Here is a 25,532-nt window from a genome sequence, read left to right as displayed (position 1 = left end):
CCTCCCCCTACAATAAACCGTTTACATTTGTTTGCTCTTTTTATCACAATGCAGTCCCACAGCTGCATTGAAAAAAAGGGTATCAAAAATATGAGCATTAGGCAACCGCTTTCATACCTATACAATGGTAAAAAAGGATGGTGAATCCATTCGTGGTGCGGTATCAAACATGTCAAAAAATTTAGATAAAATATAAAGGTTCATATACATTTCTACTAATAAATATATTTATATAGGTATTTAGAATTATCTAAATAAAAAGAAGCGTCCAATGAATGAACACTTCTTTTAAATTATTTTTTCAAGATGATGTACTCGTAAGGATCAAGCTGAAGCTTCTCTGGCACCTGCTCATCAGTCAGGATATTTTCATAGCTTTCCGCTGAATCTAGTGATATGTTCTGCTGCTCTTCTGTAAAATTCATCATAAACACATATTCCTGAGTGCCATCTGTTCGTTTTTGTACACTGACTCCCTCTGGAATCACCGCTGATAGGACGGGCTGTATCTCCATTTCTGCGATGAGTTCCTCGTAAAACTCATCATAAAAAATCTGCTCATTTTCGGAAGCCATATAGTATGCTTTTCCATCTCCAAAAGGATGGACAGTCAGGGCTGGCTGTCCTTCGTAGCAGCCGTTCTCAAAATGTCCTAACACAGAGGCCGTTTCAGGATGAATGGATTCGCAATATTGCCCGACATGGTAGGTGCGTCCATTTCCTGTGGTCATTAATACATGTTCATCTGGCATCAATGTGTTGATTTCCTCAGCCCAAATGCCAAGTACATGGCGGAGAGGACCGGGGAAACCGCCGAGGAAACAGAGGTCATTTTCGTCGACCATACCGCTCCAGTATGTCGCTATAAAAGTGCCGCCCCTTTTGACAAAGGCTTCGATTTTTTCTGCGACGCCTGGTTTGATCATGTAGAGCATTGGACCAACGAGCACCCGATAGGATGAGAAATCCTTTTCCATGCCGACAATGTCAACAGGAATGCCTTTTTTCCAAAAGCTTCGATAGTGAGTTTGACAAGCCTCTACATAGCGTTTGTTTGTATTATTTAAGCCTTGTGCATCATCAATGGCCCAGTGGTTTTCCCAATCATATATGATGGCGACTTCTGGTTGAACGGATGTCCCCGCGATGGGTTGCAGCTGCTCCAGCTGTTTCCCTAGATCAGCGACCTCTTGAAACACGCGCGTATGTTCATGTCCGGAATGATCGACTACCGCGCCATGGAATTTCTCGGAGGCACCTCGTCCTTGACGCCACTGGAAGTAAAGCACAGAGTCTGATCCGTGGGCAATCGCCTGTATGGCAGAAAGGTGTGCCATGCCTTTGTGTTTGACCTTGTTCACTTCATGCCAGTTCACAAGGCTCGGTGTACTCTCCATCACGAGAAATGGCTGACCGTCCTTTAATGAACGATATAAGTCGTGAACGAAGGCTACGTTTGACGCTAATTCAGCGGTTGTTTCTCTGCCGCTATGCCATGCTGGATAGCTATCCCATGAAATCACGTCGACCTCTTTTGCAAATTCATGATAATCCAGTCCGAGAAATGGGCGCATATGCGGGTAGTCTCCCATAAAGTTGGTGGTCACTGGGATGTGAGGCGTCAATTCCCGCAGCGGTTCAATTTCATTTTGATAAAAATTGATCGTTTGTGCTGTGACAAAGCGTTTCCAGTCTAGGTTCATTCCGTGAATCATGTGCTCCCCGTGCGGTGCAGGTGATTCGATTTGTGACCAATCACTATACGTGTGGCTCCAAAACCCCGTCCACCATGCTTGGTTTAAAGCTTCAAGGTCATGATTGTACTTGTCTTTCAAATAGCCTCGAAATGCTCCCTGGCAGAGATCACAATGACATTCGCCACCGTACTCATTCGAAATGTGCCACATGATCAGTGCTGGGTGATCCTTGTAGCGTTCAGCGAGCAAACGATTGAGTGTATTCGTTTTTTCTCGATAAACCGGTGAGGTGAAGCAATGATTATGGCGAAGTCCATGTAAGTTACGCTGACGGTTCGCTTCGACGCGCAATACCTCTGGATATGCTTGCGAGAGCCATGCAGGTCGTGCCCCGCTTGGCGTTGCAAGAATGGCGTGTGCCCCCTGTGCTGCCAAGCGGTCCATGATGTCATCCAGCCATGTAAAATCATATTGACCTTCTTTTGGCTCTAGCTTACTCCATGCGAAAATGTTGATGGAGAATGTTTGACAGTGTGCAAGCTTCATTAATCGAAAATCTTCGTCAATGATCTCCGGCATATGAAGCCATTGATCTGGATTATAATCGCCACCATGCAAAAAGCCTTTCACATTGGGGTGAACGAGTGGGTAACGCTTTCCCATTTTGTCACGTCCTATCCTTTTAATTACGGTGTCATTTGTTTAAATACGTCTAGAGAAGGCAGTGCTTTTCCGTTGAAATCAAACATCGCTTGATTTTCCCAAGCATTTCCGGCCGTACCTGTTGTTTGGATATAAGCCAGCCCATACTGACTTGACCACGGAGCGCCTTTCGCTGGAATCCAAAGCGGCTCCCAATAAAAGAACCCTTTCCCGCGATTGTTTTTCACTTGTGAAATTTTTTCTGATAGATCTCGTATAAAAGATGCCTGGCCTTGAGGTGAAGCTGGGTAGCCAGCAGTATTGACTGAATCTTGGTTAAATGAGTTTTCTAGGTTGTCGCCATTTGCTGTTGTAAAACCGTAGGCGGTTTCTACCACGATGACGTCTTTGTTATAGCGCGCGCTAATATCATTCATATTGTTAGTAAGACCGCTAAATCCGCCGTCCCAATACGGGTAATAAGATAGACCGATCGTATCGAATGAGACGCCTCGTTTGTTGATTTCATCAAACCACCAGCGGGAGGCGCCATTGTCCCCACCATGGGCAAGGTGAAGCATGATTTTGATATTTGAATCGACAGAGCGGACTGCATTTGTGCCAGCCTTTAGCAAAGCGGCGAGCCGGTCAAATTCACCGCCGCCTTCACCCCAGCTTTTGCCGTTCGGCCACAGCATGCCTGAGTTCAATTCGTTTCCGACCTGTACCATGTTCGGCAGCGCATTTTGGGCTCTCATCGCTTTGAGTACATCCCCTGTGTAAGTGCCAACCGCTTTTACTAAATCGTTTTGAGAAAGAGATGCCCATGCTTTCGGTTTGAACTGTTTACCAGGATCAGTCCAGAAATCACTGTAGTGAAAATCAAGCAGCACTTTCATATTTTGTGCTTTTGCGCGTTTCGATAAAGCGATGGCTGTATTGAGATCATTTGTCCCGCCATTATAGGCACGGCCTTGATTGTCGTATGGGTGGTTCCACAGTCTAATACGCACATAGTTGACGCCTTTTTCCTTTAATAGCTTGAGCGGGTCCACCTGTTTTCCATTTTGGTCGAAGTATCTGCCGCCGCTTCTCTCCACTTCCGCAAGCATGGAGATATCGGCTCCTTTAATGAAATCACCTTGCAGTCCATTGATCGGCTGAACAGAAATGGCATCCGCTTTTGCTTCAGGTAAAATCCCTAACCCCATCAAAAAGAAAACGACAACCGTGACGAGCATCCATTTCTTCATCAAATCTCCCCTTATCCTTTTGTCCCGCCTTGTGTGAGGCCGGACACAAATTGTTTTTGTAACACAAGAAACAATAAAGCGACTGGAATCGCAATGAGTAAAGCCCCGGCTGCAAAGGTCGTGTAGCTGGCCCCCATTTTGTCTGACACAAGATTGTACAGACCGATCGGGAGTGTATACATTTCGGGTGAGCGGACAATGACACTGGAGATGATGAAATCACCCAGTGGTCCTGTAAATGAGTTGATGGCGACAACCGCCAAAATAGGTTTAGCAAGCGGCATAATAATTTGGATGAAAATTCGGAAATGCCCTGCGCCGTCCATTCTGGCTGATTCATCAAGATCCTTCGGAATCGCATCAAGATAGCCTTTCATTAAATACGTATTCATCGGAATTTGTCCGCCTGCATAAATCAAAATCAGTGCAAGATGGCTGTTAATCAGCCCAAGCATTTGAGCCAAAACGAAAATCGCAATCAGCGCTGAAAATTGAGGAATCATTTGCAGCAGTAAAAAGAGCATCAGCCCATTTTTCCGCCCTTTGAAACGGAATCTAGAAAAGGCATAGCCTGTAAAGCTAACAAAAATCAGCGTTAACAACATTGTGGCAATACTGATCTTCATGGAGTTCCAATACCATTTTGCATAAAGTGCTCCCGGGCCAAAGAAGAGCTCGGTAAAGTGACTGAACGTTGGATTCTTCGGAAACATACTTGTGCTCATAAGGCTGTTTCCAGGATTAAAGGAAGCACCGATCGTCCAAAGCAGTGGATATAGAATACAAATGGAGGCAATGAAAAGGATAAAATAAGTAATGCTCAGGCGAATGAGCTTGTTTTGTTTTGATCCCATATCACATCATGTCCTCCTCTTTGAATGAATTCGTTCTCTTAAACTGCCAGAGTGCAATGGCGATGACAAAGATTGAAAGTAAAATCGTGACAGCCGCAGCGAGTGCATATTGAGAGGACTGCATCGTGAGTTTATAAATCCAAGATACCAAGATGTCCGTTCCCCCAGCGGTTGACCCCGCAACAGGCGGTCCCCCGCCATTAAATAAGTAGATGATATTAAAGTTGTTAAAATTAAACGTATATTGTGTGATGAGGATGGGTGCAATGGAATAGAGAACAAGCGGTAACGTGATGGACCGGAATTTCTGAAAAAAATTGGCTCCATCAATGGTCGCAGCCTCATATAAATCCTCGGGAATCGCCTGCAAAACGCCTGTTGTCATAATGAAAACGAAAGGAAATCCAAGCCAAGTCTGCATCGCAATGAGGGCAATTTTGCTCCAAAATGGATCTGTTAGCCATGGTTTTGGATCAATCCCTATCGATGCAAAAAGTGTATTGTTAATGGCCCCAAATGTATCATTGAACAGTCCAGCAAACACCAAAATGGTCACAAAGCCCGGAACAGCCCAAGGGAGAATCAAAATGGTTCTAAAAAACCGTTTTCCCTTTAAATCCTTCTGATTGAGCAGAACCGCTAAAAAGATGCCGAGGGCACATTGAAGGGTCGACGCGGCCAAAGTCCATACGACGGTCCAGCCAAGTACATCAATGAAGGTGTCTCTCCAAATATCAATGGAAAAGATATTTTGAAAGTTCTTGATTCCTACCCAGTCGATCAGATTGGCAGGAGGCGAGTGATATAAATCATAGTTCGTAAAGGCAAGCGCAAAGCTGAACATAATAGGAAAGACAACAGAAAATAGAAGTAAAAAGAAAGCAGGAGTGCTCATTAAGTAAGGAAAGCCTTGATCGATGAGCTGATGATATTGAGCACGGATGGAATGAAGTGGTACCCCTTGATCCCGTTTCTTTCCATTCATAAAAGCATCACGCATCATGAGTACATAAAAGCCGATACCAAAACCAGCTGTTAACAGCGCAATAATCCCCTTTGCTAAAAGAAAAACAGAGTTGTCACGAGGCAGCATTGTCCCAAGAGTGAACAGTCCCCAGAAGCCAATATTGAATAAATCATAAAATACTATCAAAAAAGCGGCGCCGAACAGGAAAAAGAGTGCCCCTTTGCCGTACTGTTTGTTGTATATCTGCCCCATCCCGGGTATAAAGGAGAACATTAGCGCCCGTCTCCGGTGTGTCTTTGATTCCATTATGTGTGTGCGGTCTAGTTCAAGGTTACCCGTCACGTCTAACACCTACTTCATATAAAATTAGATCAACTACGGGCAGTTTGATAGACTACCCGCATTTGATGGTTATTTGGAGTGATTTGCTTTAATTTGAGAGTCGATTTGATTGACCGCATCATCAAGTGCCTTTTTCACATCTGTACGACCAGTTGCAATCAGTCCTAATGCACTATCAATCGGCTTCCACACCTCTTCCATTTCAGGATTGTTCGGTGTCAGTGTGGCGTATTTCGTTTGTTTAGAAACAGCATCCGCATTTGCGTTTTCCGTAATGATTGGATCTTTCATCAGTTTTTTCACTGGTGGAATTTCCTCTGTTAATTCAAAGCGCTTCTTTGAATTTTTTTCGTTCGTGATAAATTCAACAAATTTCTCAGCAAGTTCTTTATTTTTAGAATAAGAGGAGACGTTGTAGCTTTTTACACCTAAAAATGAGCTCATATGTTTTCCGTTAGGGAGTGTTGGCAGCTCGGCCACACCATAGTCAATACCCGCCTCTTTATATGGACCAAATGACCAAGGACCAGAAATGACGGCTGCTGCTTTTTTCTCTGTAAATAAGGAGTTGAGGACATTGATTCCTTGTTCACCAATGATGCCTTTCGGGAAAAGTCCTTCGCTAAAGAATTTTTGAATGTATTCTCCGCCTTGGATGGCACCATCGTTGTTCAAACCAATGTCATTAACATCATAAGAGCCGCCGCTTTTCTGCTTGAAAATATAGCCCCCAGACCCGCCTAAAACACTTTGTGCATAGTAAATTTCATCCCATTTCGCAACAAAACCGTACTTTCCGTCTTTTGTCAGCTTTTTCGAAAGATCATACCAGCTATCAAGTGTCGTTGGTGCCTTTTTGACAAGATCTTTGTTATAAAAAAGGACAGTGGTTTCAACGGATTTTGGCAGACCATACAGTTTTCCATCTACCGTTTGTGATTGAATCGATTCGTCTGTGAAGGAGTTGATCACTTTTTGATCTGGCTTGATTTCTTGTAATAGCCCCTCAGTGACAGCTGATCCAATTTGATTGTGAGGCATCGTGATGACGTCTGGACCTGTCCCAGCTGCTCCATCTAGACGGAGAGCTTCGATTTGGTCGGCATAAGCTTTTTCGACCACTTTGATTTTCACATCATGTTGTTTTTCGAATTCTTTTACAGCGTCTTGAATCCCCTCAGTTTTTTTGACATCCTCCCACACTAGTAAGGTCTTTGTACCTGTAGATGCTGGCTGTGTTCCGCTTGAATTGTCATCTCCCGGTCCGCAAGCTGAAAGCAGAAGCACAGCAGTCCCAACGACTGCTGATAATGTCGCCCATTTTCCCTTTTTCATTGGTAATCCCCTCTCGTTCTTTTTTCACAGATGATAAGAAAACGCTTTCTTAATGTGAGAATATCAACTTGAGTAAAAAAAGTAAACATATTTTATTAAATTTATTAAGTAAAATTTTTTACTGATGTAGAGAGAAAAGAAGCCCTCCACATTGGATGGGGCTTCCAGTTGTTTAGATTGTACTTTTTCGAAAGACAGGTTCTGAGGCAATCAGCACAGTTTTCGGTAATGTTCTGCCGTCTACAAGTCTTTCTAACAGTAAATCAACTGCTGTTTCACAAAGTAAAGACGTGTGGATATGATACGTGGTGAGCGGTGGTGACACATATTGAGACACATGAATATCGTTGATACTAAAGACGCTCACGCGGTTCGGCAGAGAAAATCCGCGCTCGTTTAATGCTTGTAAGCAGCCGATGGCAAGAGGATCACTAGCGACACAAAAAGCGGAAGGCAGGTCATCACCAAGCTCATCAATCGCCTTCATCATCAGCGCATAACCTTCATCTACTGAGAAATGGTGACCGACATAGACAAATCGTTCATCAAGGACATTGTGAGCCATCATATATTCACGGAAAGTCGTTTCTCGAATATCTGGAATATGCATATTCGTATTCAGATCTAGGTCTGTGCCGCCAATGAATCCAATGGATGTGTGTTCTTTTTCAATAAAAGAATCGATGATCTTTTCAACAATTCGTTTCAGGTTTGGCTTTACAGAATCAATACGGTCTTCATCTGGTGACGTATCAATAAAAACGATATGCTGGGTGATCTCATATAATTGGTCAAGCTCTGACGTTTTAAATCGGCCGATGGCAATGATCCCTTCTGTAGAAGGATCAATGGAGTGAAGCCCATCAGATGGATTGTAAGCGGTGACATTTAAACTCCGAGTATTCGTAAGTTCCTCGATGCCCAGACGGATGGATTTAAAATAAATATCTTCAAGCTCTTCCTTTTCGGTCATCCAATAGAGAAAGGCGATTTTTTTTAATGAATGTTTGAATGTTTTCTTTTGATAGGACAAAGCTTCAGCGGCGGCGTATACTTTCTCGCGTGTTTGATCCGTGACAGATAGGTTAGGATCTTGGTTCAGTACGCGAGATACAGTCGCAATGGATAATCCAGCTTTTTCAGCAATGTCCTTTATTTTAGCTGCCAAATCAGCACCTCCTATAGAAAATATCTCCTTCTAGTATAGAGTCTTTAAAAAAATTAGTAAATATTTTTATTAAATTTTTTTCAGTTGAGCGCTTCTTTACGCACTGGGAAGGAATTAGTAAGATATATATATGAAAGGTTTTGGATTAAGATTTCTGATAGGAGAGGGACCGATGTATTACGATGCACTGAAGACATTTGTGACAGTTGTGGAAGAGAAAAACTTTACAAAGGCAGCCCAAAAGCTGCGGATTTCTCAACCAAGTGTCAGTCTTCATATTAAGAACTTGGAGCAGGAATTCCAGACCGTTCTGCTGAATCGTTCGCCAAAGCAATTAACTGTTACACCAACTGGGGATATGCTGTACCATCGATCAAAACAAATCATTCGTTTATATGAACAGGCGAAGCAGGATATTTATGAGCATCATCATCTGGCAAGAGGGAAGCTGACAATCGGGGCGAGTTTTACCATTGGAGAGTACGTGCTGCCGCAAATATTGGCAGAGTTTCATCAGCTCTATCCGCATGTGGACATTGAGGTGGTCATTGATAACACAGAGGCGATCGCCAGTCATGTCCGCTTATTCCATGTCGACATCGGTTTGATCGAAGGACAGACGAATGACAAAGAACTGACAGTAGAAACTTTTCTAGAAGACGAGCTCTATATCGTCGCGCCATTAGATCACCCCTTTGCTAAGAAAAAGGATGTCACGATTGATCAATTGCAAAACGAAACATGGATCACGAGAGAAGAGGGATCAGGTACCGGAGAATACTTACAGCACGTCCTGAAATCAAATGGACTGAAAGCACGGACATTTGTGACGTTTAGCAGCAATCAAGCGATTAAAGAGGCTGTGATTCATGGAATGGGGCTTTCTGTTTTATCTAAATATGTCCTCCAACGAGGCAGCATTGGCGGTGAATTGGCTGTCATTTCTGTGAGGGGAATGGATTTCAAACGTAAATTCTCCTATGTCGAGTCACCCATGACAGGGGGAAATAAAAATAAGGAATTGCTTGTTGAATTGTTAAGGAAAGAGAGAAAAGACGCTTCTCCTCAGTAGGAGAAGCATCTCAGCGTGTAGACAAACCCTCGCATTCGGTGTCAGGTCTTCGCTCCGGTGCTCACGAATGTCCAATTCGCTCCGCTCCGGTACTCGCCCTTCCTAGACTGCAAAGGTTTTCTATCACGCTGAAAAGAAGACAAAGGGCTAAAATCAAGATCATTTTAGCCCTTTGTCAATAATCTGAAAAGACGCTTCTCCTCAGTAGGAGAAGCATCTTTTTTATAACCCTTTAATGCTTATCTCATCAACTGGAAGGAAGATTTCACCCGTATCTGTGTATTTCATGGTGACCTGATCGCCTTCTTTTAAATAAATGACGAGAGGTTCTTTTTCAGATGACATGGTGTAGCTTTTCCCATCGTCTAGCAGGAAGGTAACGGTTGTATAATCACCGGTCTTTTCTTTGTAGACTCGTTTGACTTTCCCTGTAGTTTCTTTCTTTTCCTGCTTAGAGGAACTGTTAACGGTACCGCCGCCTTTTTGCAGAGCTGTCTTATAGGCTCTCAGTGCTTCGTTTGGTGTAGAAGCGTACGCAGCGATTTCAGGATTGGCTGCAGACACGATAAAGTAGTTTTGCAGGAATCCATTTGAATCGAGAACCGGCGTGAGCCAGCTGGCTTCTCCATAGAAATTGTACAGAATCGGCATGCGACCTTTCCATTTCTTCTCGATGAAACGTTTCTCGATAATTTGCAGAGCGCCTTGAGAATCCATGTAGGACGCTTCAAGATTTCCGGTATAATAAGTCGCTTTTCCTGTTCGGGCATTTGTCAGGGCATATCCAAGCATCGAATCAACGCCCTCTTTCGGACTTGTGAAATCTGTGAAGTAGTACATATCTCCTTTTGAATCAAACACTGGACTCACATTGGCTTCTGTTCCTTCATCTGAAGGCAGCTTCACATCTGATTTTCCAAACATACTGTTCCAGAAACCGTGAATATAGTTTCCGAAATAACTGTTTTGCAGACTGACCGCTTCTGGTGAAACAGCCCCATCAATAAAAGCAGGTACTTGATCTAGAGCATATTTCTTCGTTGCACCTGTTTTGGCATCAACAACGACCACACCGGAAGCTTTAAAGCCGTTTCGGGCAGAGATAAAATCGCCATACGTGCGAATGTAATAAGGCTTTCCATCATCATTGATTTCCAGCTGTGTGTCGCCGTAGAAAATCAAATCAGGGTATTGAAGGCGAATATGACGTTCAATTTCTTTGTTGAAATAAGAGGAAGGTGTGTAAACCATCTCTGTTTTCACAAACTTTGGATTGGCAGATGAGTCGGTCGCACTTAATGTAAAGTAACCCGGCGTACTCCCTGAACGAATCCATTTAAAGAAATCCGAGAATTCCACTGGGGCGATGTACACATACTCACCGTTGACCTTCTGGATTTGCAGGCTGCCAAGCTCATAGTAGCTTGTGTTCGGAACCTGTCCGAACGATTTCTTCATTTTGTTCCGAGCAAATTGAGGCGGGACACTTGCAGGTGTTTCCGTCTCATCAAACGCTTTGATTTCGACCTTTTGATCCATTTTGGAGACATCAAATTTCTCATTCGCATTGAATAGAAAAGCTGTCGCCATATAAACACCGAGCAGTAATAAAATAAGAAACAGCACGCCTTTGATCTTACGCTCCAATCCAACTGACAAAAAGGCGCCTGCTGCTGTCACAACAAGTCCAATCAACCAGAGGGATGAAGGGTTACGATCCAAATTGGTCATATAATAGAAAACAAAAATACCGACCATGAACAGCAAAGCAAGGCCTGCAATCCACATTAGCGGAACCTGCTGTTCTGTCCCTTTCTTTCTAACGATCAACTTGAGTGGTGTGAGCAAGAGGGTCAAGACAAGACCGATCACAACCGAAAACAACAAAATATATCCCACAAACAGATCTCCTTTCAAATCAATCACTCTTTTAGTATATACGAGTGAGACGAGGAAAAGATTCATCGGACGGAAGGTTCATCTAAATGCCAATCGAGTCGATGGCGGATTGAACATCTTCTTTCAGTTCGTAAAACTTGAGTCTTTGCTCGATTTTCTCTGTTAAGGCGTCAATGGCTTGTCCTGACATATGCGTATGGATGCGCTTTTGATGTTTATACACTTTGTTCTGAAGTTCAACAATTAGATCTAAAATTTTTCCCGCTTCTTGGCGGTCTTCTGCAAATTCATGTTGAAGCTGATGCCGGATGGCTCTGATTAGCGCTGTTTTCTGTTCTTCTTTGATCTTTGCTTTCAAAGCAGCCAGCTCTGCTGGTGTCATGTCTTCAGTGCGAAAGTTTGTTTGAGAAAAGACGGAGCTTGATGTATGCGTATCTGTCATTCGTTGCAAAAAACGGTCTGCATCTGTTGGTTGTTTCTTTGAAAATTCCATTCCTCGTTCTCCTTAAGAAATGCCCATATTCTTTGCCAGGGCTGTATCTGCATCATGGTATTCTTTTCCTAGCTGGCTCATATCATCTGATATTGAGTCCAGCCACCTTTTTATATTCATCGCGCTATCAATCGCTGTATCATACTCTTTGACGGAATAGAACTCATTCTCAAGTCCCTCTGTTTTTAAGTGGCGAATTACAGCATCCACATCTGATGCCGTCAGCTGGTCATACGAACCAAAACCGACAATTTGTTTGTATCTCGAACGAACTCGTTCTACCGATTGATCCACTTTGTCATCGAGTTTCTCGATTTTGCGAATGATTTGCTGTATATGGTGCTCGGCATATGTCGAGAATTTACGACCTGTGTTCATGAGAACATGCGACTTGATTAAAATCGCCACCACACTTTGCGGGTGAACATTCGACTGACTCAATTGATGTAACATGGCGGCAGTGAGAGAAGGGTTTTTTTTCAACATATCATCAATGGTTTCAACGGAGCCATCTGATGAAAAGGCATACCGATCTAAGCCATGGCTGCCGGCGAGGGCTTCAAGGAATAAATTCGCATCCAGTGAAGGATTCACACTCATTGCCCGATTGAGGAGATCTTTCATGAATTGGACGGCTTTGGAGGAATCCTCGGAGTAATCGACGCCTTCAGGTAAAGCGGCATCATACATCACTTTCACACGACCGATTTCTGTCGTATGTCGATTTAAAAGAGAAAGCCCGTCATTGAGATTGATATATTCTGTTAATCTACTGCGGTAATCACCTTTTAATGCTTTGGCTTGGAGGCCACCCGATAGATTGGGGTAAATATTCGGATTCTCAAAGGTGACCCCGCCTTTAATAAAATCATTTTTAACAAGAACATAGGACGCATTCGATCCGCCAAGTGAATGCCCTGTCACATACATCTTGGCATTTGGCATTTTCTTATGTATTTCTTTCGCATACCGATCTGCTTGAACCATTTGATTCTCTGCACCATTTTCAAAGGGAATATTCTTAATCAAATACTTTGTATCTGATATCAGCCAATCTTGCACAATCTCATTTGTATAGGTCGTTGTCCCTGTCGCCACCTTCGTCGTGACTTCCTTTGACGTCTGTGACTGACGAAAAGGAGGCAGCTTCGTCAAAATGGTAGAAAGAAGATCATCTGACTCTTTTTTTCCATGTTTTTTAATGGTATCTTTATATTGGCCAGCGCCAATCGGTTCTGACCCGCGGTAGGCGATGACTGCGTTTTTGATTTTGGTGAGGTCTTTGCCTTTACCGGATCGAATAAAGTCATCTTTTGATACCAGAGTTAGTGAGTTAAGCCCTTTTCCTGTTTCTTTATAGTCAACGACATACATTTTTCTACCATTGCTAATTTCTATCTCTTTATAGTTCTTATAATTTTTAATAGCATAAGATTTTGATGATATTTCTTTATAGTCTTCGTCAGTAAGCTTAAATCCAGTTGACTTTGTGGTCAATATTAACACTCCTGTAATATTTATCTTTGGTAATTATATTATAGAGTGGTATAAATAGCTATTATAAATCCATAGCTTATTATACAAAAAACAGCTGTATTATATCAATAAAAGGTGGATATTGTATAAATGAAAAATGTAATTAGAATTATATGTATTCTAGTTCTCATCATAGTTATCTCTGTGATTTTAATTATTGTACAATTTGATAAAAGAAAAGGATCAAACGAAGTGGGGGGTGAAAATAGCGTGGAAGAAAGAGTAAAGAGTGATCAAGAATTAGCAGAAGAGTTTGCAGAGAAGATGAAACCCAAGATTGAAGAACACTTACAGAAAAGAGATGTTCATCATTTTATCAAAACCATAACATTTGAAAAAGATGTGACCATCAACCCTATGGGAGATATTACGATTGATGGATATGTAAATGATGAACCGGAGAAGTACGGATTCTCAGCTTCTTTACAATATAGAGCTAAAAAAATAGGCTCAATGAGTTTTGACTCTGATTTATCCGACCGCTTCATAGATTGGGAAGAATATAAAGATGAGCCGGAAATAAAAGAAAATTACCTTAAAAGTTTCACCAAGAAGGAACGTGAACAGTATCTGAAAGACATTGGAGAAAAAGAGTAAAACAGGTATTTACGTGCCTTTTTTATGTTTCATTCATAAAAAGGTGGAAGTGCTAGATATGAAAAATACAATAAAACTTGTATCTGTATTGATTGTGATCATCTTTTTCTCAGTAACTTCATTAATCGTTGAGCATAATAAGCTAAGTCAATCGAATGATGCGGTGCAAGAGAAAAGCGATCAAGAAAAAGCAGAAGAGTATGCAGAGAAGATGAAATCCAAAATAGAAGAACGATTACAAAATAAAGATATCCATCATTTTATAGAGAAAATAACATTCAAAAAAAAGGTAGTCATAAGTCCAATGGGATATGTAACAGTTGATGGTTATATAAATGATGAGCCTGAAAAATTTTATTTCTCAGCATCATTAATGCATAAATCTAAGGAAATTGGTTCAATGAGCTATTCTCCAGAGTTGTCTTATCGATTTAAAGACTGGGATAAATATAAAGATGAGCCTGAAATAAAGGAAAACTATCTTAAGAGGCTCTCTGAAAAAGAACGCGAACAGTATCTCAAAGACATCGGAAAAAAAGAGTAATTACAAGTGTTCAACTTCTGATTATCTTCAAATCGTTGAAAAAGGTATATGCTATCATTCCCCTAACAACACTTTCAAATAAGGGAGAGATTTCAATCATGGCAAATAAAAAGAAATTGATCTTGGACGTAGATACTGGAATTGATGATGCGATTGGGATTTTGCTGGCAGTGAAAAGTCAGCAGTTTGATATCTTGGGGATTACGACGGTGTGTGGGAATGTGTCTGTCGATGCGGCTACATTGAATACGTGTAAAGTGCTTGAGCTGGTTGAGGCAGATGATATTCCTGTCATCAAAGGTGCAGCAACCCCACTTTTAAGAGCGCCCCATTATGAACATCGGGTTCACGGAGAGGATGGGATTGGCGGTGCTTTAAAGGATGCTCAGCCTATGAAAAAAGCAGATGCTGGTTTTGCGCCTGATTTTATCATCGACCGGGTGATGCAGTATTCGAAGCAGGTTACGCTTGTGTTGACAGGACCTTTAACGAATTTAGCTCTTGCAGTGAAAAAGTGCCCTGAGCTGATTCATCACGTGAAAGAAGTCATTTTTATGGGTGGTGTCGTTGAGGGTCAGGGGAATGTCACGCCGGTAGCGGAATTTAATACATATGCAGACCCAGAAGCGGCGAAGTTAGTGCTGAATGCAGGATTCCCTTTATTGACTCAAGTGGGTTTAGATGTCACGAGACAGGTCTTGCTTACGGATGAAAGAATTGATGCGATTCAGAATGAAACGTTGGCCCATTATATTAGAGAGAGTACAAGCATTTACCGTCAGCGCTATTTTGAGCGCAATGGTGTGTGGGCGTGTGCCATGCATGATCCGCTTGCTGTCAGTCTTGCCATTGACAAGCAGCTCGTGAGCACACAGGCTTTTCATGTGGACGTCGAGACGAAGAGTGAGTTTTGTGATGGACAGATGATCTGTGATTTTCAGCATCTATGGGAGAAAGAGCGCAACGTTCAAGTGTGTACGGATGTAAATGCTGACGCTTTCTTTGATTTATTGATCAAAACAATGAACGCTTAAAAAAGAAGTCTGTGCAAACAGGCTTCTTTTTTATAAGATGGGAACATGAGGAAATGTATGCGTTCACATGAATAAGGGAGGAGTGAAGTCAATTGGCTTCTGTTAGTTTAAGTAGTATTGAAAAAATACGAGCAGCAAGCAGGGGATTGCCGCCAAAGCTGAAAGCAATTGCAGAGCATATTACGAGTGAGCCCCGCGACATCATCCATTTGTCTATCGTGGAACTTGCGAAAAAGACCGCAAGCTCAGAGGCAACGATTTTTCGTCTTTGTAAAAGGCTTGGATTTGAGGGCTTTCAAGATTTGAAGATTGCTATTGCCCAGGAAATAGACCAAACAAAGCCTAATTATGTAGATGAAGAAATGAGTCTTGATGATGATATGGCTGTTTTTATGCAAAAGGTTTTTCAGACGAATATATCTGCATTAAAGGATAGCTTTCAATTATTGAATCCAGGGGATGTAGAAAAGGCTATCCAAATCATTCATGAAGCAAAACGCTTAGAGTTTTATGGGAGTGGTGGGTCTGGCCTCATTGCGACTGACGCTTTTCATAAATTTATGAGGACAGGCATCAACTGTATTGTTCACACAGATTCTCACTTTCAAGCGATGTCTGCTGGTCTTCTTGACCGGCACAGTACAGTGATCGGTATTTCTCATTCTGGACGTAATAAAGATTTGCTTGATGCGATGAAAACTGCAAAGAGTAAAGGAGCTAAAACCATCGGTATTACAAGCTATCAGCGCTCACCATTGAGTCAGCTTGCAGATGTCACGTTGTATACTGCGACACAAGAAACGGCTTTTCGAACAGAAGCGATGTCCGCAAGACTTGCGCAGCTGACGGTCATTGACGTTCTATATTTTGCACTTGCTCATTTAAGGCAGCAGGAAACAATAACGAATTTAAAACAAATGCGAGAAACCATTTCACAAAAAAGGGTGTAATGATTCCAAAAATAAATTTTTCTGATAATGAAAAATGCTGATGTGGTAACGATTGTGAGCTTTTTATTGAAAATAATTTTCTTTTCGGTCGTTGAATGTCGAAAAAATTATTTTTATAATGGGATTTAGCAGGCATTCAAAAACTACATATGTGACTTCAAATCAATGATTGGGCGTGATACAGATGAAGGGGAACCAGGCGGTAATTGGTTTGGATATAGGAACAACAAGTACAAAGGCGGTTCTGTTTGGACCTCAGGGGAAGGTATTATCGAAGCATTCAGTTCCTTACGAGCTCATTCAGCCCCAGCCAGCATGGGTTGAGCAGGACCCTGAGAAGATATTAGAAGCCGTCATTGCGAGTGTAAGAGGTGCATTGACGGAAGCAGCATTTGATGAAGAAAATCTTATAGGCATCGGGATCAGTACAGCGATGCATTCCTTAATTGTGATGGATCAGGATGGAAAGACGCTAACGAACAGTATCATTTGGGCAGATAACAGAAGTGCAGAACAAGCGAAACGAATTAAATCAGATATGGATGGCTTCCACATTTATAAAAGGACAGGTACTCCGATTCATCCAATGTCACCGCTTTCAAAAATACGTTGGATGAAAGAAATGGCACCACATGTCTTTAAGAAGGCAGCAAAATTTATCTCGATCAAAGAATATATTCTTTATCATTTCTTCGGTCAGTATGTCGTCGATTATTCAATCGCTTCAGCAACGGGCATGTTTCATTTGGAAACGCTTCAATGGGATGAGAAGGCGCTTCGTATTGCTGGAATTGAAGCCAGTCAACTATCCGAACTTGTCCCAACGACATATCAACTGAGAGGACTTCAACCAGAGATTGCACTGCGTATGGGCATTAAAGAAGATACACCATTTGTCATTGGTGCGAATGATGGCGTTCTAGCGAATTTAGGTGTGGGCGCGATTGGTCAAGGAGAGGTGGCTGTTACGATTGGGACAAGCGGTGCGGTCCGTACGGTTGTAGACAAACCAATTACAGATGAGCAATCAAGAACGTTCTGCTATGCCCTGACAGATAAGCATTGGGTTGTAGGAGGACCGACCAATAATGGCGGGATCATGCTGAGATGGCTGAAGGATGAATTCGGGTCATCAGAGGTGGAGGTAGCAAAGCGTCTAGGTGTGGACCCTTACGATCTGATGATGGACATCGCGGAAAAGGTTCCAGCTGGTTCTGAGGGTCTGCTGTTTCTGCCATTTTTATCAGGTGAGCGGGCACCTTATTGGAATCCAAATGCGAGAGGCACCTTCTTTGGAATCGGTCTTCAGCATAAGCGGGAGCATTTTATTAGAGCTGTGTTAGAAGGCGTCATTATGAGTGTTTTCTCGATCGGTGTTGCCTTAAGAGATTTAACCGGTTCAGCAAAGGATGTCAGAGCTTCGGGCGGATTTGCACGATCTCCGCTGTGGCGGCAAATTTTAGCGGATACGATGGGTAGAGAAGTGCTTGTTCCAGAAAGCTACGAGGCGTCAGCACTGGGGGCTGCTGTCCTTGCACTTCATAGTTTAGGTCATATGGAAGAGATAGAAGAGGTTCAAGAGTGGATTCGAATCTCTGCTCGTCATGAACCTAATATGAAGAACAATGAAACTTACATAGAGCTGTTTTATTTATATGAGCGCCTCTACGACAAACTGAAGGATGAATTTGATGTCATTAGTGCGCTGCAATTAAAACAAAATCGTTAAACATCAGGGAAAAGGTGGGAGAACATGCTTTTATTCATCGTGATTGCGGCGATTGTCCTTTTACTCATTCTCATTACAGTCGTTAAGTTGAATCCATTTGTGAGCTTAATTATTACTTCGATGCTAGTGGGCTTTGCGACGGGGATGGATTTGCAGGAAATCATTCAATCGATTAAAACGGGATTAGGCAATACGTTATCATTGCTGGCCATTGTTCTAGCGCTTGGTACCATGCTTGGGAAAATGATGGCTGAATCAGGGGGAGCAGAGCGAATAGCTCAAACTTTAATCGGCCGGTTTGGGACGAAGAATGTGCATTGGGCAATGATGTTTGTTGCTTTTATCGTGGGGATACCTGTCTTTTTCCAGGTCGGTTTCGTTCTTCTCATTCCTTTACTTTTTACAATTGCCATTGAAACAGGCATCTCGCTCGTGACCATTGGGATCTCGTTAATCGCTGGCTTGTCTGTCGTGCATGGGCTAGTCCCGCCTCATCCAGCGGCAATGGCAGCCGTTGGCATCTATCATGCCAACGTGGGGAAAACCATTTTCTTCTCTATTATTGTGGGATTGCCGACAGCGATTATTGCTGGCCCGCTGTACGGTAAGTGGATTGGAAAACGGATACATAAACCCGTTCCGGAGATGCTGAGAAAGCAATTCACTGAACGAAATGAAGATCGAAGGCTCCCCGGCTTTGCGAATACGATGTTTACCATATTGGTGCCAGTGATTCTGATGCTTCTTGCCACATTGGCGGACATTATCTTACCAGAGGACAATATGTGGTTCCAGATATTCAAGTACATCGGAGATCCAATAACAGCACTGCTGATTGCAACAGTTTATTCATTTTTCAGTCTTGGCTTTATGCAAGGAATGAGCCGTGACCGGGTGCTTTCCTTTAGTAATGAGTGCTTAGGTCCGATCGCTTCCATCTTGCTTGTCATTGGAGCAGGAGGAGCTTTCAATAATGTGCTCATTGATTCAGGTGTCGGTGATTATATTGCAGATTTAGCCAAACACTCGCCGATTTCACCGATTTTGCTTAGCTGGCTGATTGCTGCAGTGATTCGTGTGGCAACAGGATCTGCGACGGTATCCATGATGACGGCAGCAGGTATTGTAGCACCAATTGCTGCAACTATGCCTGATGTGAGCAGGGAGCTGCTTGTGTTAGCAACAGGAGCAGGTTCATTAATTTTATCTCACGTCAATGACTCTGGTTTTTGGCTGATCAAGGAGTATTTTGGTATGACCATTAAAGAGACGTTTTTGACATGGACGGCTATGGAGACGATCATTTCCGTTAGTGCCATTGCATTTATTATGATCATTAATATGTTTATATAGCGAACAACAGCCTAGTTCTTTGGAATTGGGCTCTTTTTAATACCACTTTCTTCAGATTGGGGTAAAATAATGATATTGAAATGTGGGAGGTGGACACGATCGAACCATTAAAACATGTGTACAATGAATTATTTATCCAAGAATTAGCGGAGAAACTTACGCAGGCTTCAACTGTATTTGATGCTGAGCCATTCCAGCGGCTCGTATTTCAAGAGGATTGGCAGCAGCTTGAGTTAAAAGGACGGATGAGACGAGTCACTGAATCGATGCATGCCTGTCTACCAGAGGATTATGAGGAGGCAATTGAGGTACTGCGTCAGGCAGCCCCGCATTTTTCAGGACTTAGTGCGCTCGTATTTCCAGACTTCGTCGAGACGTACGGCCTTGCACACTGGGACCTCTCGATCAAGGCGCTCGAATTCTTCACACCCTTTTCCACTTCTGAATTTGCCGTTCGGCCATTTCTGATTCAAGATCAGGACAAAATGCTGGCGCAAATGCTCGTATGGTCTCAGGATCAAGAAGAGCATTTACGGAGGCTGGCTAGTGAAGGCTGCAGACCGCGTCTGCCATGGGGCTTATCTGTCCCTTCGCTTAAAAAGAATCTTTCGGTCACGCTGCCCATTTTGGAAAACTTGAAGGAAGACCCGTCGCGGTATGTGCAAAAAAGTGTAGCGAATCATTTAAATGATATCTCTGCAATTCAGCCAGATCTGATGAAACAGACAGTTCAAAACTGGTATGGAACCAACAAACATACGAACTGGATTGTTAAACATGCATCCCGTACTTTACTCAAAAAAGGAGATCCAGATATTATGGCGTTGTTTGGCTATGGGGACGATCCATCCGTTCAGGTAACGGATTTGAAGATCATACAAAACCCTATTCGGATCGGTGAGAAAATGACATTTCATTTTACCCTACAAGCCGATAAGCCGCTAAAGCTGCGTGTAGAGTATGCCATAGACTACGTCAAAGCTCGGGGGACTCGCAATCAAAAGGTATTTAAAATCACAGAGTTTGAAACAGACGCAACGTTACATAGAGAATTCGTCAGGTCACAGTCTTTTCAAAATATGACGACAAGAAAACATTATGAGGGGACTCATACTTTATCGATTATCATTAACGGTATCCCAAAAGCGTCGGTTGATTTTGAAGTGAAAGAAGACAGTAGTTCATGAAAAAACCCGCCTCATTGGCGGGTTTTAGCGTTTAAGCCTTCTTTTTCATTAAGAATGAAGCGATGATGGCTGCGACTAAGAAACCGATGCTGATAATCGAGCTAGGCAAGTTTTCTTGTCTGAATAGAAACATCACAAAACTCACACTTAGTACAAGACCTGCAAATAAAGTCAAATACGGAAACAGCCACACCTTAAAATAAGGCTCCTGTGGATATTTCGGGCGAAGTTTCAGATGTGCCATGCAAATGCTAATCCAAATGAGTGAAACAGCAAAACCAGGAATAGCTAGCATATAACTGAAAATTTGCTCTGGGTATAAGTAAGCAAAGAATGTCCCGATGAGAAGAAACAGAACGGTCACCCATAAACTCAAAATGGGTACGCCTCTTTTATTGACCTGTGCCAGTTTTTTCGGACCGCCATCTGATTTAGAGAGAGAATGCATCATTCTCGTCGTTCCATAAATGCCAGAATTGGCCGCCGATAGAACGGCTGTAATCAATACGAAATTAATGAAGTGAGAGGCGCCTTGCATACCGGCTGCTGAAAAGACTTGAACAAATGGGCTGTTATTTGGATCAATTTGATTCCAAGGAATGAGTCCACAGATGATCAAAATCGGCAAAGTGTAAAATAAGATAATACGCCACATCATACTTTTAACAACACCAGGCAAGACCTTTTCGGCATCCTTTGTTTCTGTAATAGTCAGCCCGATCAATTCAGAGCCCCCATAAGAGAAAATAACAACTAATAAAGAGGCAAAGATCGCACCCCATCCGTTCGGGACGAAGTTTTGATAGTTGGTGAGTGCAGATGTGCTTTGTTCGTTCGGAATGATCCCAAATAATAGGGCTGCACCAAGAATAATAAACACAATAATAACGAAAATCTTCATTCCAGCGAACCAAAACTCAATTTCACCAAAGTATTTTACATTATTTAAGTTAATTCCGATGATTAAGAGAGAGCAGAGTAAACATAGTGACCATAGCGGCACGTTCGGTAACCAGTATTGAAGCAGGCTGCCTGCCGCAATAATCTCGATGACACACACAGTGAGCCACATGAAACAGTAAACCCAGCCGACGACAAATGAAAAACGTTGACCAAGCGCAATCTGTATCAGGTCGCGAAGGTTATTTCCTGGATAGACAATCGCCATTTCAGCTAAGGCTGCCATCACGATGAGCAATAATAATCCGGCAAATACATAGGAAAAGATGACCCCAGGACCTGCTAAACCGATTGTATCGGCACTTCCTTTAAAGATTCCTGTACCAATGACCCCGCCCAATGCAATCATGCGAATGTGACGCGGTGATAAAAGCTTTTTTAATTCTTGTTGTTCCTGATTCGCGCTCATGACGTTCTCCTTTTTTAAAAATGCTTATGTTCCATTTTCTTTTTTCGAGACGTCAGTGTCAATATAAAAAAAGAGATTTTTCAGACAAAAAAGGCGGTTGATTCTATCAAATGAGCCGTTTTCTTCCATAAGTCCTTTCTATGACCCATCCCCAAAATCTGAAACTTCGTGAAAAAATGAACATTTGCCTTCATTCTGACATAAACAATTTTCAGTTTTTGTCGATATATCAACTGTATTACTAAAGTCCTAATAAAGAATTGTTTATAACTGTAAAATATTTCAAAAAAGCATGAAGAAATGAAAGGAGTTATGAAAGATGTTTATGAGAAAAGCAAATGATTCATCGTCGGGAACCCTTTTAAATGAAAGCAGTCGATTAGTAGAACGAATTGAGAAGGGAGACCTTTCAGCAAGAATAGATACTGCTGCATTCTCTTCAAGTCAAACGATTGAAGCAGTAGCCCAAATAAATGAAGCTTTGCAAAAGATGCAGGAAGTTAATGAAGATATTCAAATGCGTATGAATTTAGTGACAAAAGCCATTCAAGTTGGTTTATGGGATATGGTCGTGATCGCTGGAGATCCGGTCAATCCAAAAAATGAATTCACATGGACGGATGATTTCCGCAAAATGATCGGCTTTCAAAACGAGCACGATTTTCCGAACGTTTTAGACAGCTGGGCATCTCGAATTCATCCGGATGAACAAGAATATACCCTAAATGCATTCTCTTCGCATTTATCGGATCATTCGGGACGTACACCATATGATATCGAATATCGCTTGAAGTTGAAAAACGGAGATTATCGCTGGTTCAAAGCAACTGGCACGACTATTCGTGATCGAAATGGTGTCCCTCTTCGTGTGGCGGGAGCTCTTTTTGATATTCATGATCAGAAATTAAAAGAAGAAGAACTGCAAGCATTCGTGACGAGATATGATTTGATCAACCGTGCGCTTGTGGAAGCTCCTTGGGACATGGTCGTAGAGGCCGGCGATCCAGTCAATCCATACAATGAGTTCTGGTGGTCCCCGCAGTTCAGAAAAACGCTTGGTTTTACGGACGAAAAGGATTTCCCGAACGTATTAAGCAGCTGGAGCGACCGCCTGCATCCTGAGGATCAAGAAAAAGCTCTCCAAGCCTTTGCAGATCATTTAAATGATCACTCTGGACGCACACCATTTGATATTGATTACAGATTGCAGAGTAAAAATGGCGAGTATCGCTGGTATCATGCCGGTGGTGAAACCATTCGTGATGAAAAAGGTGTTCCTCTTCGTGTGGCTGGAACCATTCGTGACATCACGTTAGAAAAAAACAAAGAGAAAACAGCCGATGAAATGGCTTCACAAGTAGAACAGCTTTCAAGTTCAATCAGCGAAATGGTATCAGGCATTAGCTCTGTGACAAATCAAGCGCAGGAGCTGGCTGTTGCTCAAGAGCAGTCAACGTCTGCCGCACACTTAGCAAAAAATAGTGCAGATGAGACGAAAAATATTTCTGACTTGATTAAAGAAGTAGCGAACCAAACGAACCTGCTTGGTCTAAATGCTGCGATTGAAGCGGCCAGAGCTGGTGAGCAGGGACGAGGATTCTCGGTCGTTGCAGATGAAGTGCGTAAGCTGGCGCTTCATAGTGCCAATGCAACGGAGAATATCGAATCTAGCTTGACGGAAATGAAAACGCAAATTGATGAAATTCTTGAAAATATCTCGAATATGACAGCTCTTACGCAAACACAGGCTGCTTTAACAGAGCAAGTAAATGCTGCAGTCGATGAAGTGAATCACATGTCTCAGCGTCTTGTGGCGTATTCAAAGAGTATTTAATCGTCAGAAACCGCCCTCTCGTGTAGAAGGCGGTTTTTTCATTAAAATTGATCTGCTGGGAAAACAATCTCTGCATCTTTTCTTGCAGCATCAAGGACTTTCATCACAGAAAGACTCTCATCAAGCCATGCATAGCACTGTTCATGATTATTTGTTTCAATGATGTGCTGAAAAGCCTCTGCTTCATAAAACAGGCGGTTTGAATTTGTTTGTGCATTAAGTGAGATCACCTGGTCATTCACATGAAGCAGCACTTCCTCACAGCCATTCGCCCCATTTTTCACATGAATGAAGCCCTTTTCTCCTTGAATCAATGCAAAATTCATGCTGCTTGTATCCTTACTGCCGACACTTGTCGCAATGAAATCATTGTAGGTGAAAGTCAAAACACCAGATGTATCGATGCCATTGGGATGACGGTTTGCCTGGTAGCGGACCTGCTCCGGTGATCCGAAGAGATTCATGATGAAATGGACATTATAGATATTAATATCCATCAACGCTCCTCCTGAGAATTCAGGGTTAAAGACATTTGGCGTTTCGCCGGCTAGCAGCTGATTGTATTTGCTTGAATATTGACTATAGTTGCATTGAACCAGTTTGATTTTACCTAATTGATGAAGGTGTTTTTTGATTAAATGATAGTTTGGCATATGAACGGTCGTAATGGCTTCAAAGAGGAGAAGCTGCTTTTCCTTTGCGAGTGCGATTAAGGCTTCCAGCTCTTTGACATTAGAGGTGAAAGGCTTTTCGCAAATCACATGTTTTCCGTTTCTTAATGCAGCCGTGGCATGCTCGCTATGTAATCGATTCGGTGACGCAATATAAACAGCGTCAATGTTTGGATCTTCTAGCATAGCCGTTAAATCCGTATAAGTCGTTTTTACACCAAATTGGTCTGCGAGCTTCTTTGCCGTTGCTTCCTTTCTTGAATAGACGGCGTGACAAGAAGCGCCATCAAGCTGTTCAATCGCTTGCAAGAAGCTTTCCACAATCACACCTGTTCCAATGGTTGCAATGTTCATTCTATTCAAAACCCCTTCCACTCGTTTGATATCAAGTAAAGCTGTCTCTAGTATAACTGATGTTTGAATCGTACGCGCACTTGAGACCTGGGCGTAGAGGGGCGCCAGTGGCAAACACTGGCACATCTTTGGCAACCCTTACAATTAGCTGATGTTCGCTAATGTTTGTTTTGTTAATAATTGAATGGCAGCTTTCCTCTTCTTTAACTCTTGAATGGAGTGTTGAATATCCTCAACTTTTTGTTCGAGCAGCTGTTCAGCTTCTGTCTTTGATTGTTTTTCAAATAGCGATTTAATAATTTCACGAATTTCTTTGAGTGAGAAATCTAGCTTTCTTGCTTCTGTGATAAAGGATAGCATGAGTACATATTTTTTATCATATAAACGATAGCCGTTATGTGCTCTCTTTGGTTCGGGGAGCACACCCTCATTTTCATAAAAACGAATGGTTTCAATATGCACACCAGACATTTTTGACAATTTACCTCTAGTAAACGTAAGCATTCCCTGCACCTCCTTTCTTTGCTATCCATCATACAATTAGATTTGCTAGTTTCAAAATATTCAGTGGTGAACATTTGTCTTCATTTTCCCGTTGGAAAAGGGTAGAAACTCTATTTAAAGCAGGATGAATAGAATACGATATAATAGA

The 25,532-nt window shown here is 42.3% G+C and carries 21 protein-coding genes; 9 read left to right on the top strand and 12 right to left on the bottom strand.

The genetic code is table 11. The features are described 5' to 3' along the window. Positions 1-293: 293 nt before the first annotated feature. The 6 genes from MKZ05_RS18235 to MKZ05_RS18210 all read right to left on the bottom strand — a co-directional run bounded on the left by MKZ05_RS18235 (position 294) and on the right by MKZ05_RS18210 (position 8,258). The gene (locus MKZ05_RS18235; RefSeq protein ID WP_339160800.1) at positions 294-2,360 is read right to left on the bottom strand and encodes a beta-galactosidase; all 2,067 of its coding nucleotides are present in this window, start codon (positions 2,358-2,360) and stop codon (positions 294-296) included. Between the two features lie 23 nt (positions 2,361-2,383). Beyond that, a complete protein-coding gene (locus tag MKZ05_RS18230) occupies positions 2,384-3,592 on the bottom strand; it encodes a glycosyl hydrolase 53 family protein (protein WP_339160797.1) in 1,209 nt (402 codons plus the stop codon). A gap of 11 nt (positions 3,593-3,603) precedes the next feature. Next, a complete protein-coding gene (locus MKZ05_RS18225; RefSeq protein ID WP_339160794.1) occupies positions 3,604-4,446 on the bottom strand; it encodes a sugar ABC transporter permease in 843 nt (280 codons plus the stop codon). Between the two features lies 1 nt (position 4,447). Then, on the bottom strand, positions 4,448-5,719 hold the full coding sequence (locus MKZ05_RS18220; protein ID WP_050944718.1) for a sugar ABC transporter permease: 1,272 nt from the start codon (positions 5,717-5,719) through the stop codon (positions 4,448-4,450). 105 nt (positions 5,720-5,824) lie between these two features. After that, positions 5,825-7,090 (bottom strand): extracellular solute-binding protein, encoded by a 1,266-nt coding sequence (locus MKZ05_RS18215; RefSeq protein ID WP_212045742.1) that lies wholly within the window; start codon positions 7,088-7,090, stop codon positions 5,825-5,827. Positions 7,091-7,262: 172 nt separating this feature from the next. After that, positions 7,263-8,258, bottom strand: a complete 996-nt coding sequence (locus tag MKZ05_RS18210) for a LacI family DNA-binding transcriptional regulator (protein WP_309216102.1) — start codon at positions 8,256-8,258, stop codon at positions 7,263-7,265. Between the two features lie 172 nt (positions 8,259-8,430). On the opposite strand from MKZ05_RS18210, the gene MKZ05_RS18205 reads away from it, so the two are divergent. Further along, positions 8,431-9,330, top strand: coding sequence for a LysR family transcriptional regulator (locus MKZ05_RS18205; protein ID WP_003214942.1), 900 nt, complete (start codon positions 8,431-8,433; stop codon positions 9,328-9,330). Between the two features lie 222 nt (positions 9,331-9,552). Here the strand turns inward: MKZ05_RS18205 and MKZ05_RS18200 are convergent, their stop codons facing one another. The 3 genes from MKZ05_RS18200 to MKZ05_RS18190 all read right to left on the bottom strand — a co-directional run bounded on the left by MKZ05_RS18200 (position 9,553) and on the right by MKZ05_RS18190 (position 13,219). Further along, positions 9,553-11,229 (bottom strand): hypothetical protein, encoded by a 1,677-nt coding sequence (locus MKZ05_RS18200; protein WP_050944597.1) that lies wholly within the window; start codon positions 11,227-11,229, stop codon positions 9,553-9,555. A gap of 82 nt (positions 11,230-11,311) precedes the next feature. Then, entirely contained in the window at positions 11,312-11,722 is a 411-nt protein-coding gene (locus MKZ05_RS18195; protein WP_050944596.1) for a hypothetical protein, read from the bottom strand. A 12-nt stretch (positions 11,723-11,734) separates the two neighbouring features. Further along, a complete protein-coding gene (locus MKZ05_RS18190) occupies positions 11,735-13,219 on the bottom strand; it encodes a lipase (protein ID WP_339160792.1) in 1,485 nt (494 codons plus the stop codon). A 129-nt stretch (positions 13,220-13,348) separates the two neighbouring features. Here MKZ05_RS18190 and MKZ05_RS18185 point away from each other — a divergent pair, with 129 nt between their 5' ends. The 7 genes from MKZ05_RS18185 (at position 13,349) to MKZ05_RS18155 (ending at position 20,652) form a co-directional block, all read left to right on the top strand. After that, positions 13,349-13,855, top strand: coding sequence for a DUF1433 domain-containing protein (locus tag MKZ05_RS18185; protein WP_137054154.1), 507 nt, complete (start codon positions 13,349-13,351; stop codon positions 13,853-13,855). A 58-nt stretch (positions 13,856-13,913) separates the two neighbouring features. Beyond that, positions 13,914-14,399 carry a DUF1433 domain-containing protein gene (locus MKZ05_RS18180; RefSeq protein WP_137054155.1) on the top strand — a complete coding sequence of 162 codons (486 nt, stop codon included), beginning with the start codon at positions 13,914-13,916 and terminating at the stop codon, positions 14,397-14,399. A gap of 98 nt (positions 14,400-14,497) precedes the next feature. Further along, positions 14,498-15,433 carry a nucleoside hydrolase gene (locus MKZ05_RS18175; RefSeq protein WP_310026365.1) on the top strand — a complete coding sequence of 312 codons (936 nt, stop codon included), beginning with the start codon at positions 14,498-14,500 and terminating at the stop codon, positions 15,431-15,433. A 92-nt stretch (positions 15,434-15,525) separates the two neighbouring features. Then, positions 15,526-16,383 carry a MurR/RpiR family transcriptional regulator gene (locus MKZ05_RS18170; protein WP_310026363.1) on the top strand — a complete coding sequence of 286 codons (858 nt, stop codon included), beginning with the start codon at positions 15,526-15,528 and terminating at the stop codon, positions 16,381-16,383. A gap of 184 nt (positions 16,384-16,567) precedes the next feature. Continuing rightward, complete coding sequence (gene gntK, locus MKZ05_RS18165) at positions 16,568-18,112, top strand: gluconokinase (RefSeq protein ID WP_061410054.1); 1,545 nt, start codon at positions 16,568-16,570, stop codon at positions 18,110-18,112. A 24-nt stretch (positions 18,113-18,136) separates the two neighbouring features. Further along, positions 18,137-19,465, top strand: a complete 1,329-nt coding sequence (locus MKZ05_RS18160; protein ID WP_050944591.1) for a GntP family permease — start codon at positions 18,137-18,139, stop codon at positions 19,463-19,465. Between the two features lie 80 nt (positions 19,466-19,545). Further along, positions 19,546-20,652: a DNA alkylation repair protein gene (locus MKZ05_RS18155; protein WP_050944590.1), complete on the top strand. Its 1,107-nt coding sequence runs from the start codon at positions 19,546-19,548 to the stop codon at positions 20,650-20,652. A 31-nt stretch (positions 20,653-20,683) separates the two neighbouring features. Here MKZ05_RS18155 and MKZ05_RS18150 read toward each other — a convergent pair whose 3' ends face one another. Further along, positions 20,684-22,021 carry an amino acid permease gene (locus MKZ05_RS18150; protein ID WP_310026357.1) on the bottom strand — a complete coding sequence of 446 codons (1,338 nt, stop codon included), beginning with the start codon at positions 22,019-22,021 and terminating at the stop codon, positions 20,684-20,686. Positions 22,022-22,340: 319 nt separating this feature from the next. Between MKZ05_RS18150 and MKZ05_RS18145 the strand changes: the two genes are divergently transcribed. Next, positions 22,341-23,855: a PAS domain-containing protein gene (locus MKZ05_RS18145; RefSeq protein ID WP_137054160.1), complete on the top strand. Its 1,515-nt coding sequence runs from the start codon at positions 22,341-22,343 to the stop codon at positions 23,853-23,855. 41 nt (positions 23,856-23,896) lie between these two features. On the opposite strand, the gene MKZ05_RS18140 is transcribed toward MKZ05_RS18145, so the two are convergent. Continuing rightward, the gene (locus MKZ05_RS18140; protein ID WP_335365493.1) at positions 23,897-24,880 is read right to left on the bottom strand and encodes a Gfo/Idh/MocA family oxidoreductase; all 984 of its coding nucleotides are present in this window, start codon (positions 24,878-24,880) and stop codon (positions 23,897-23,899) included. Positions 24,881-25,024: 144 nt separating this feature from the next. Then, entirely contained in the window at positions 25,025-25,384 is a 360-nt protein-coding gene (locus MKZ05_RS18135) for a MerR family transcriptional regulator (RefSeq protein ID WP_003215283.1), read from the bottom strand. Positions 25,385-25,532 lie beyond the last annotated feature (148 nt).

Source organism: Bacillus sp. FSL M8-0277, from assembly GCF_037975305.1.
GTDB lineage: Bacteria > Bacillota > Bacilli > Bacillales > Bacillaceae > Bacillus > Bacillus pumilus.
Note: the sequence above shows the minus strand (reverse complement) of the source record. Positions and strands in the feature narration are given on the sequence as shown.

Excerpts from the sequence above, each read along its gene's own strand:
- MKZ05_RS18235 (WP_339160800.1), bottom strand. The coding sequence starts at position 2,360 with ATGGGAAAGCGTTACCCACTCGTTCACCCCAATGTGAAAGGCTTTTTG.
- MKZ05_RS18230 (WP_339160797.1), bottom strand. The coding sequence starts at position 3,592 with ATGAAGAAATGGATGCTCGTCACGGTTGTCGTTTTCTTTTTGATGGGG.
- MKZ05_RS18225 (WP_339160794.1), bottom strand. The coding sequence starts at position 4,446 with ATGGGATCAAAACAAAACAAGCTCATTCGCCTGAGCATTACTTATTTT.
- MKZ05_RS18220 (WP_050944718.1), bottom strand. The coding sequence starts at position 5,719 with ATGGAATCAAAGACACACCGGAGACGGGCGCTAATGTTCTCCTTTATA.
- MKZ05_RS18215 (WP_212045742.1), bottom strand. The coding sequence starts at position 7,090 with ATGAAAAAGGGAAAATGGGCGACATTATCAGCAGTCGTTGGGACTGCT.
- MKZ05_RS18205 (WP_003214942.1), top strand. The coding sequence starts at position 8,431 with ATGTATTACGATGCACTGAAGACATTTGTGACAGTTGTGGAAGAGAAA.
- MKZ05_RS18195 (WP_050944596.1), bottom strand. The coding sequence starts at position 11,722 with ATGGAATTTTCAAAGAAACAACCAACAGATGCAGACCGTTTTTTGCAA.
- MKZ05_RS18185 (WP_137054154.1), top strand. The coding sequence starts at position 13,349 with ATGAAAAATGTAATTAGAATTATATGTATTCTAGTTCTCATCATAGTT.
- MKZ05_RS18180 (WP_137054155.1), top strand. The coding sequence starts at position 13,914 with ATGAAAAATACAATAAAACTTGTATCTGTATTGATTGTGATCATCTTT.
- MKZ05_RS18175 (WP_310026365.1), top strand. The coding sequence starts at position 14,498 with ATGGCAAATAAAAAGAAATTGATCTTGGACGTAGATACTGGAATTGAT.
- gntK (WP_061410054.1), top strand. The coding sequence starts at position 16,568 with ATGAAGGGGAACCAGGCGGTAATTGGTTTGGATATAGGAACAACAAGT.
- MKZ05_RS18160 (WP_050944591.1), top strand. The coding sequence starts at position 18,137 with ATGCTTTTATTCATCGTGATTGCGGCGATTGTCCTTTTACTCATTCTC.
- MKZ05_RS18155 (WP_050944590.1), top strand. The coding sequence starts at position 19,546 with ATGTGGGAGGTGGACACGATCGAACCATTAAAACATGTGTACAATGAA.
- MKZ05_RS18150 (WP_310026357.1), bottom strand. The coding sequence starts at position 22,021 with ATGAGCGCGAATCAGGAACAACAAGAATTAAAAAAGCTTTTATCACCG.
- MKZ05_RS18145 (WP_137054160.1), top strand. The coding sequence starts at position 22,341 with ATGTTTATGAGAAAAGCAAATGATTCATCGTCGGGAACCCTTTTAAAT.
- MKZ05_RS18140 (WP_335365493.1), bottom strand. The coding sequence starts at position 24,880 with ATGAACATTGCAACCATTGGAACAGGTGTGATTGTGGAAAGCTTCTTG.
- MKZ05_RS18135 (WP_003215283.1), bottom strand. The coding sequence starts at position 25,384 with ATGCTTACGTTTACTAGAGGTAAATTGTCAAAAATGTCTGGTGTGCAT.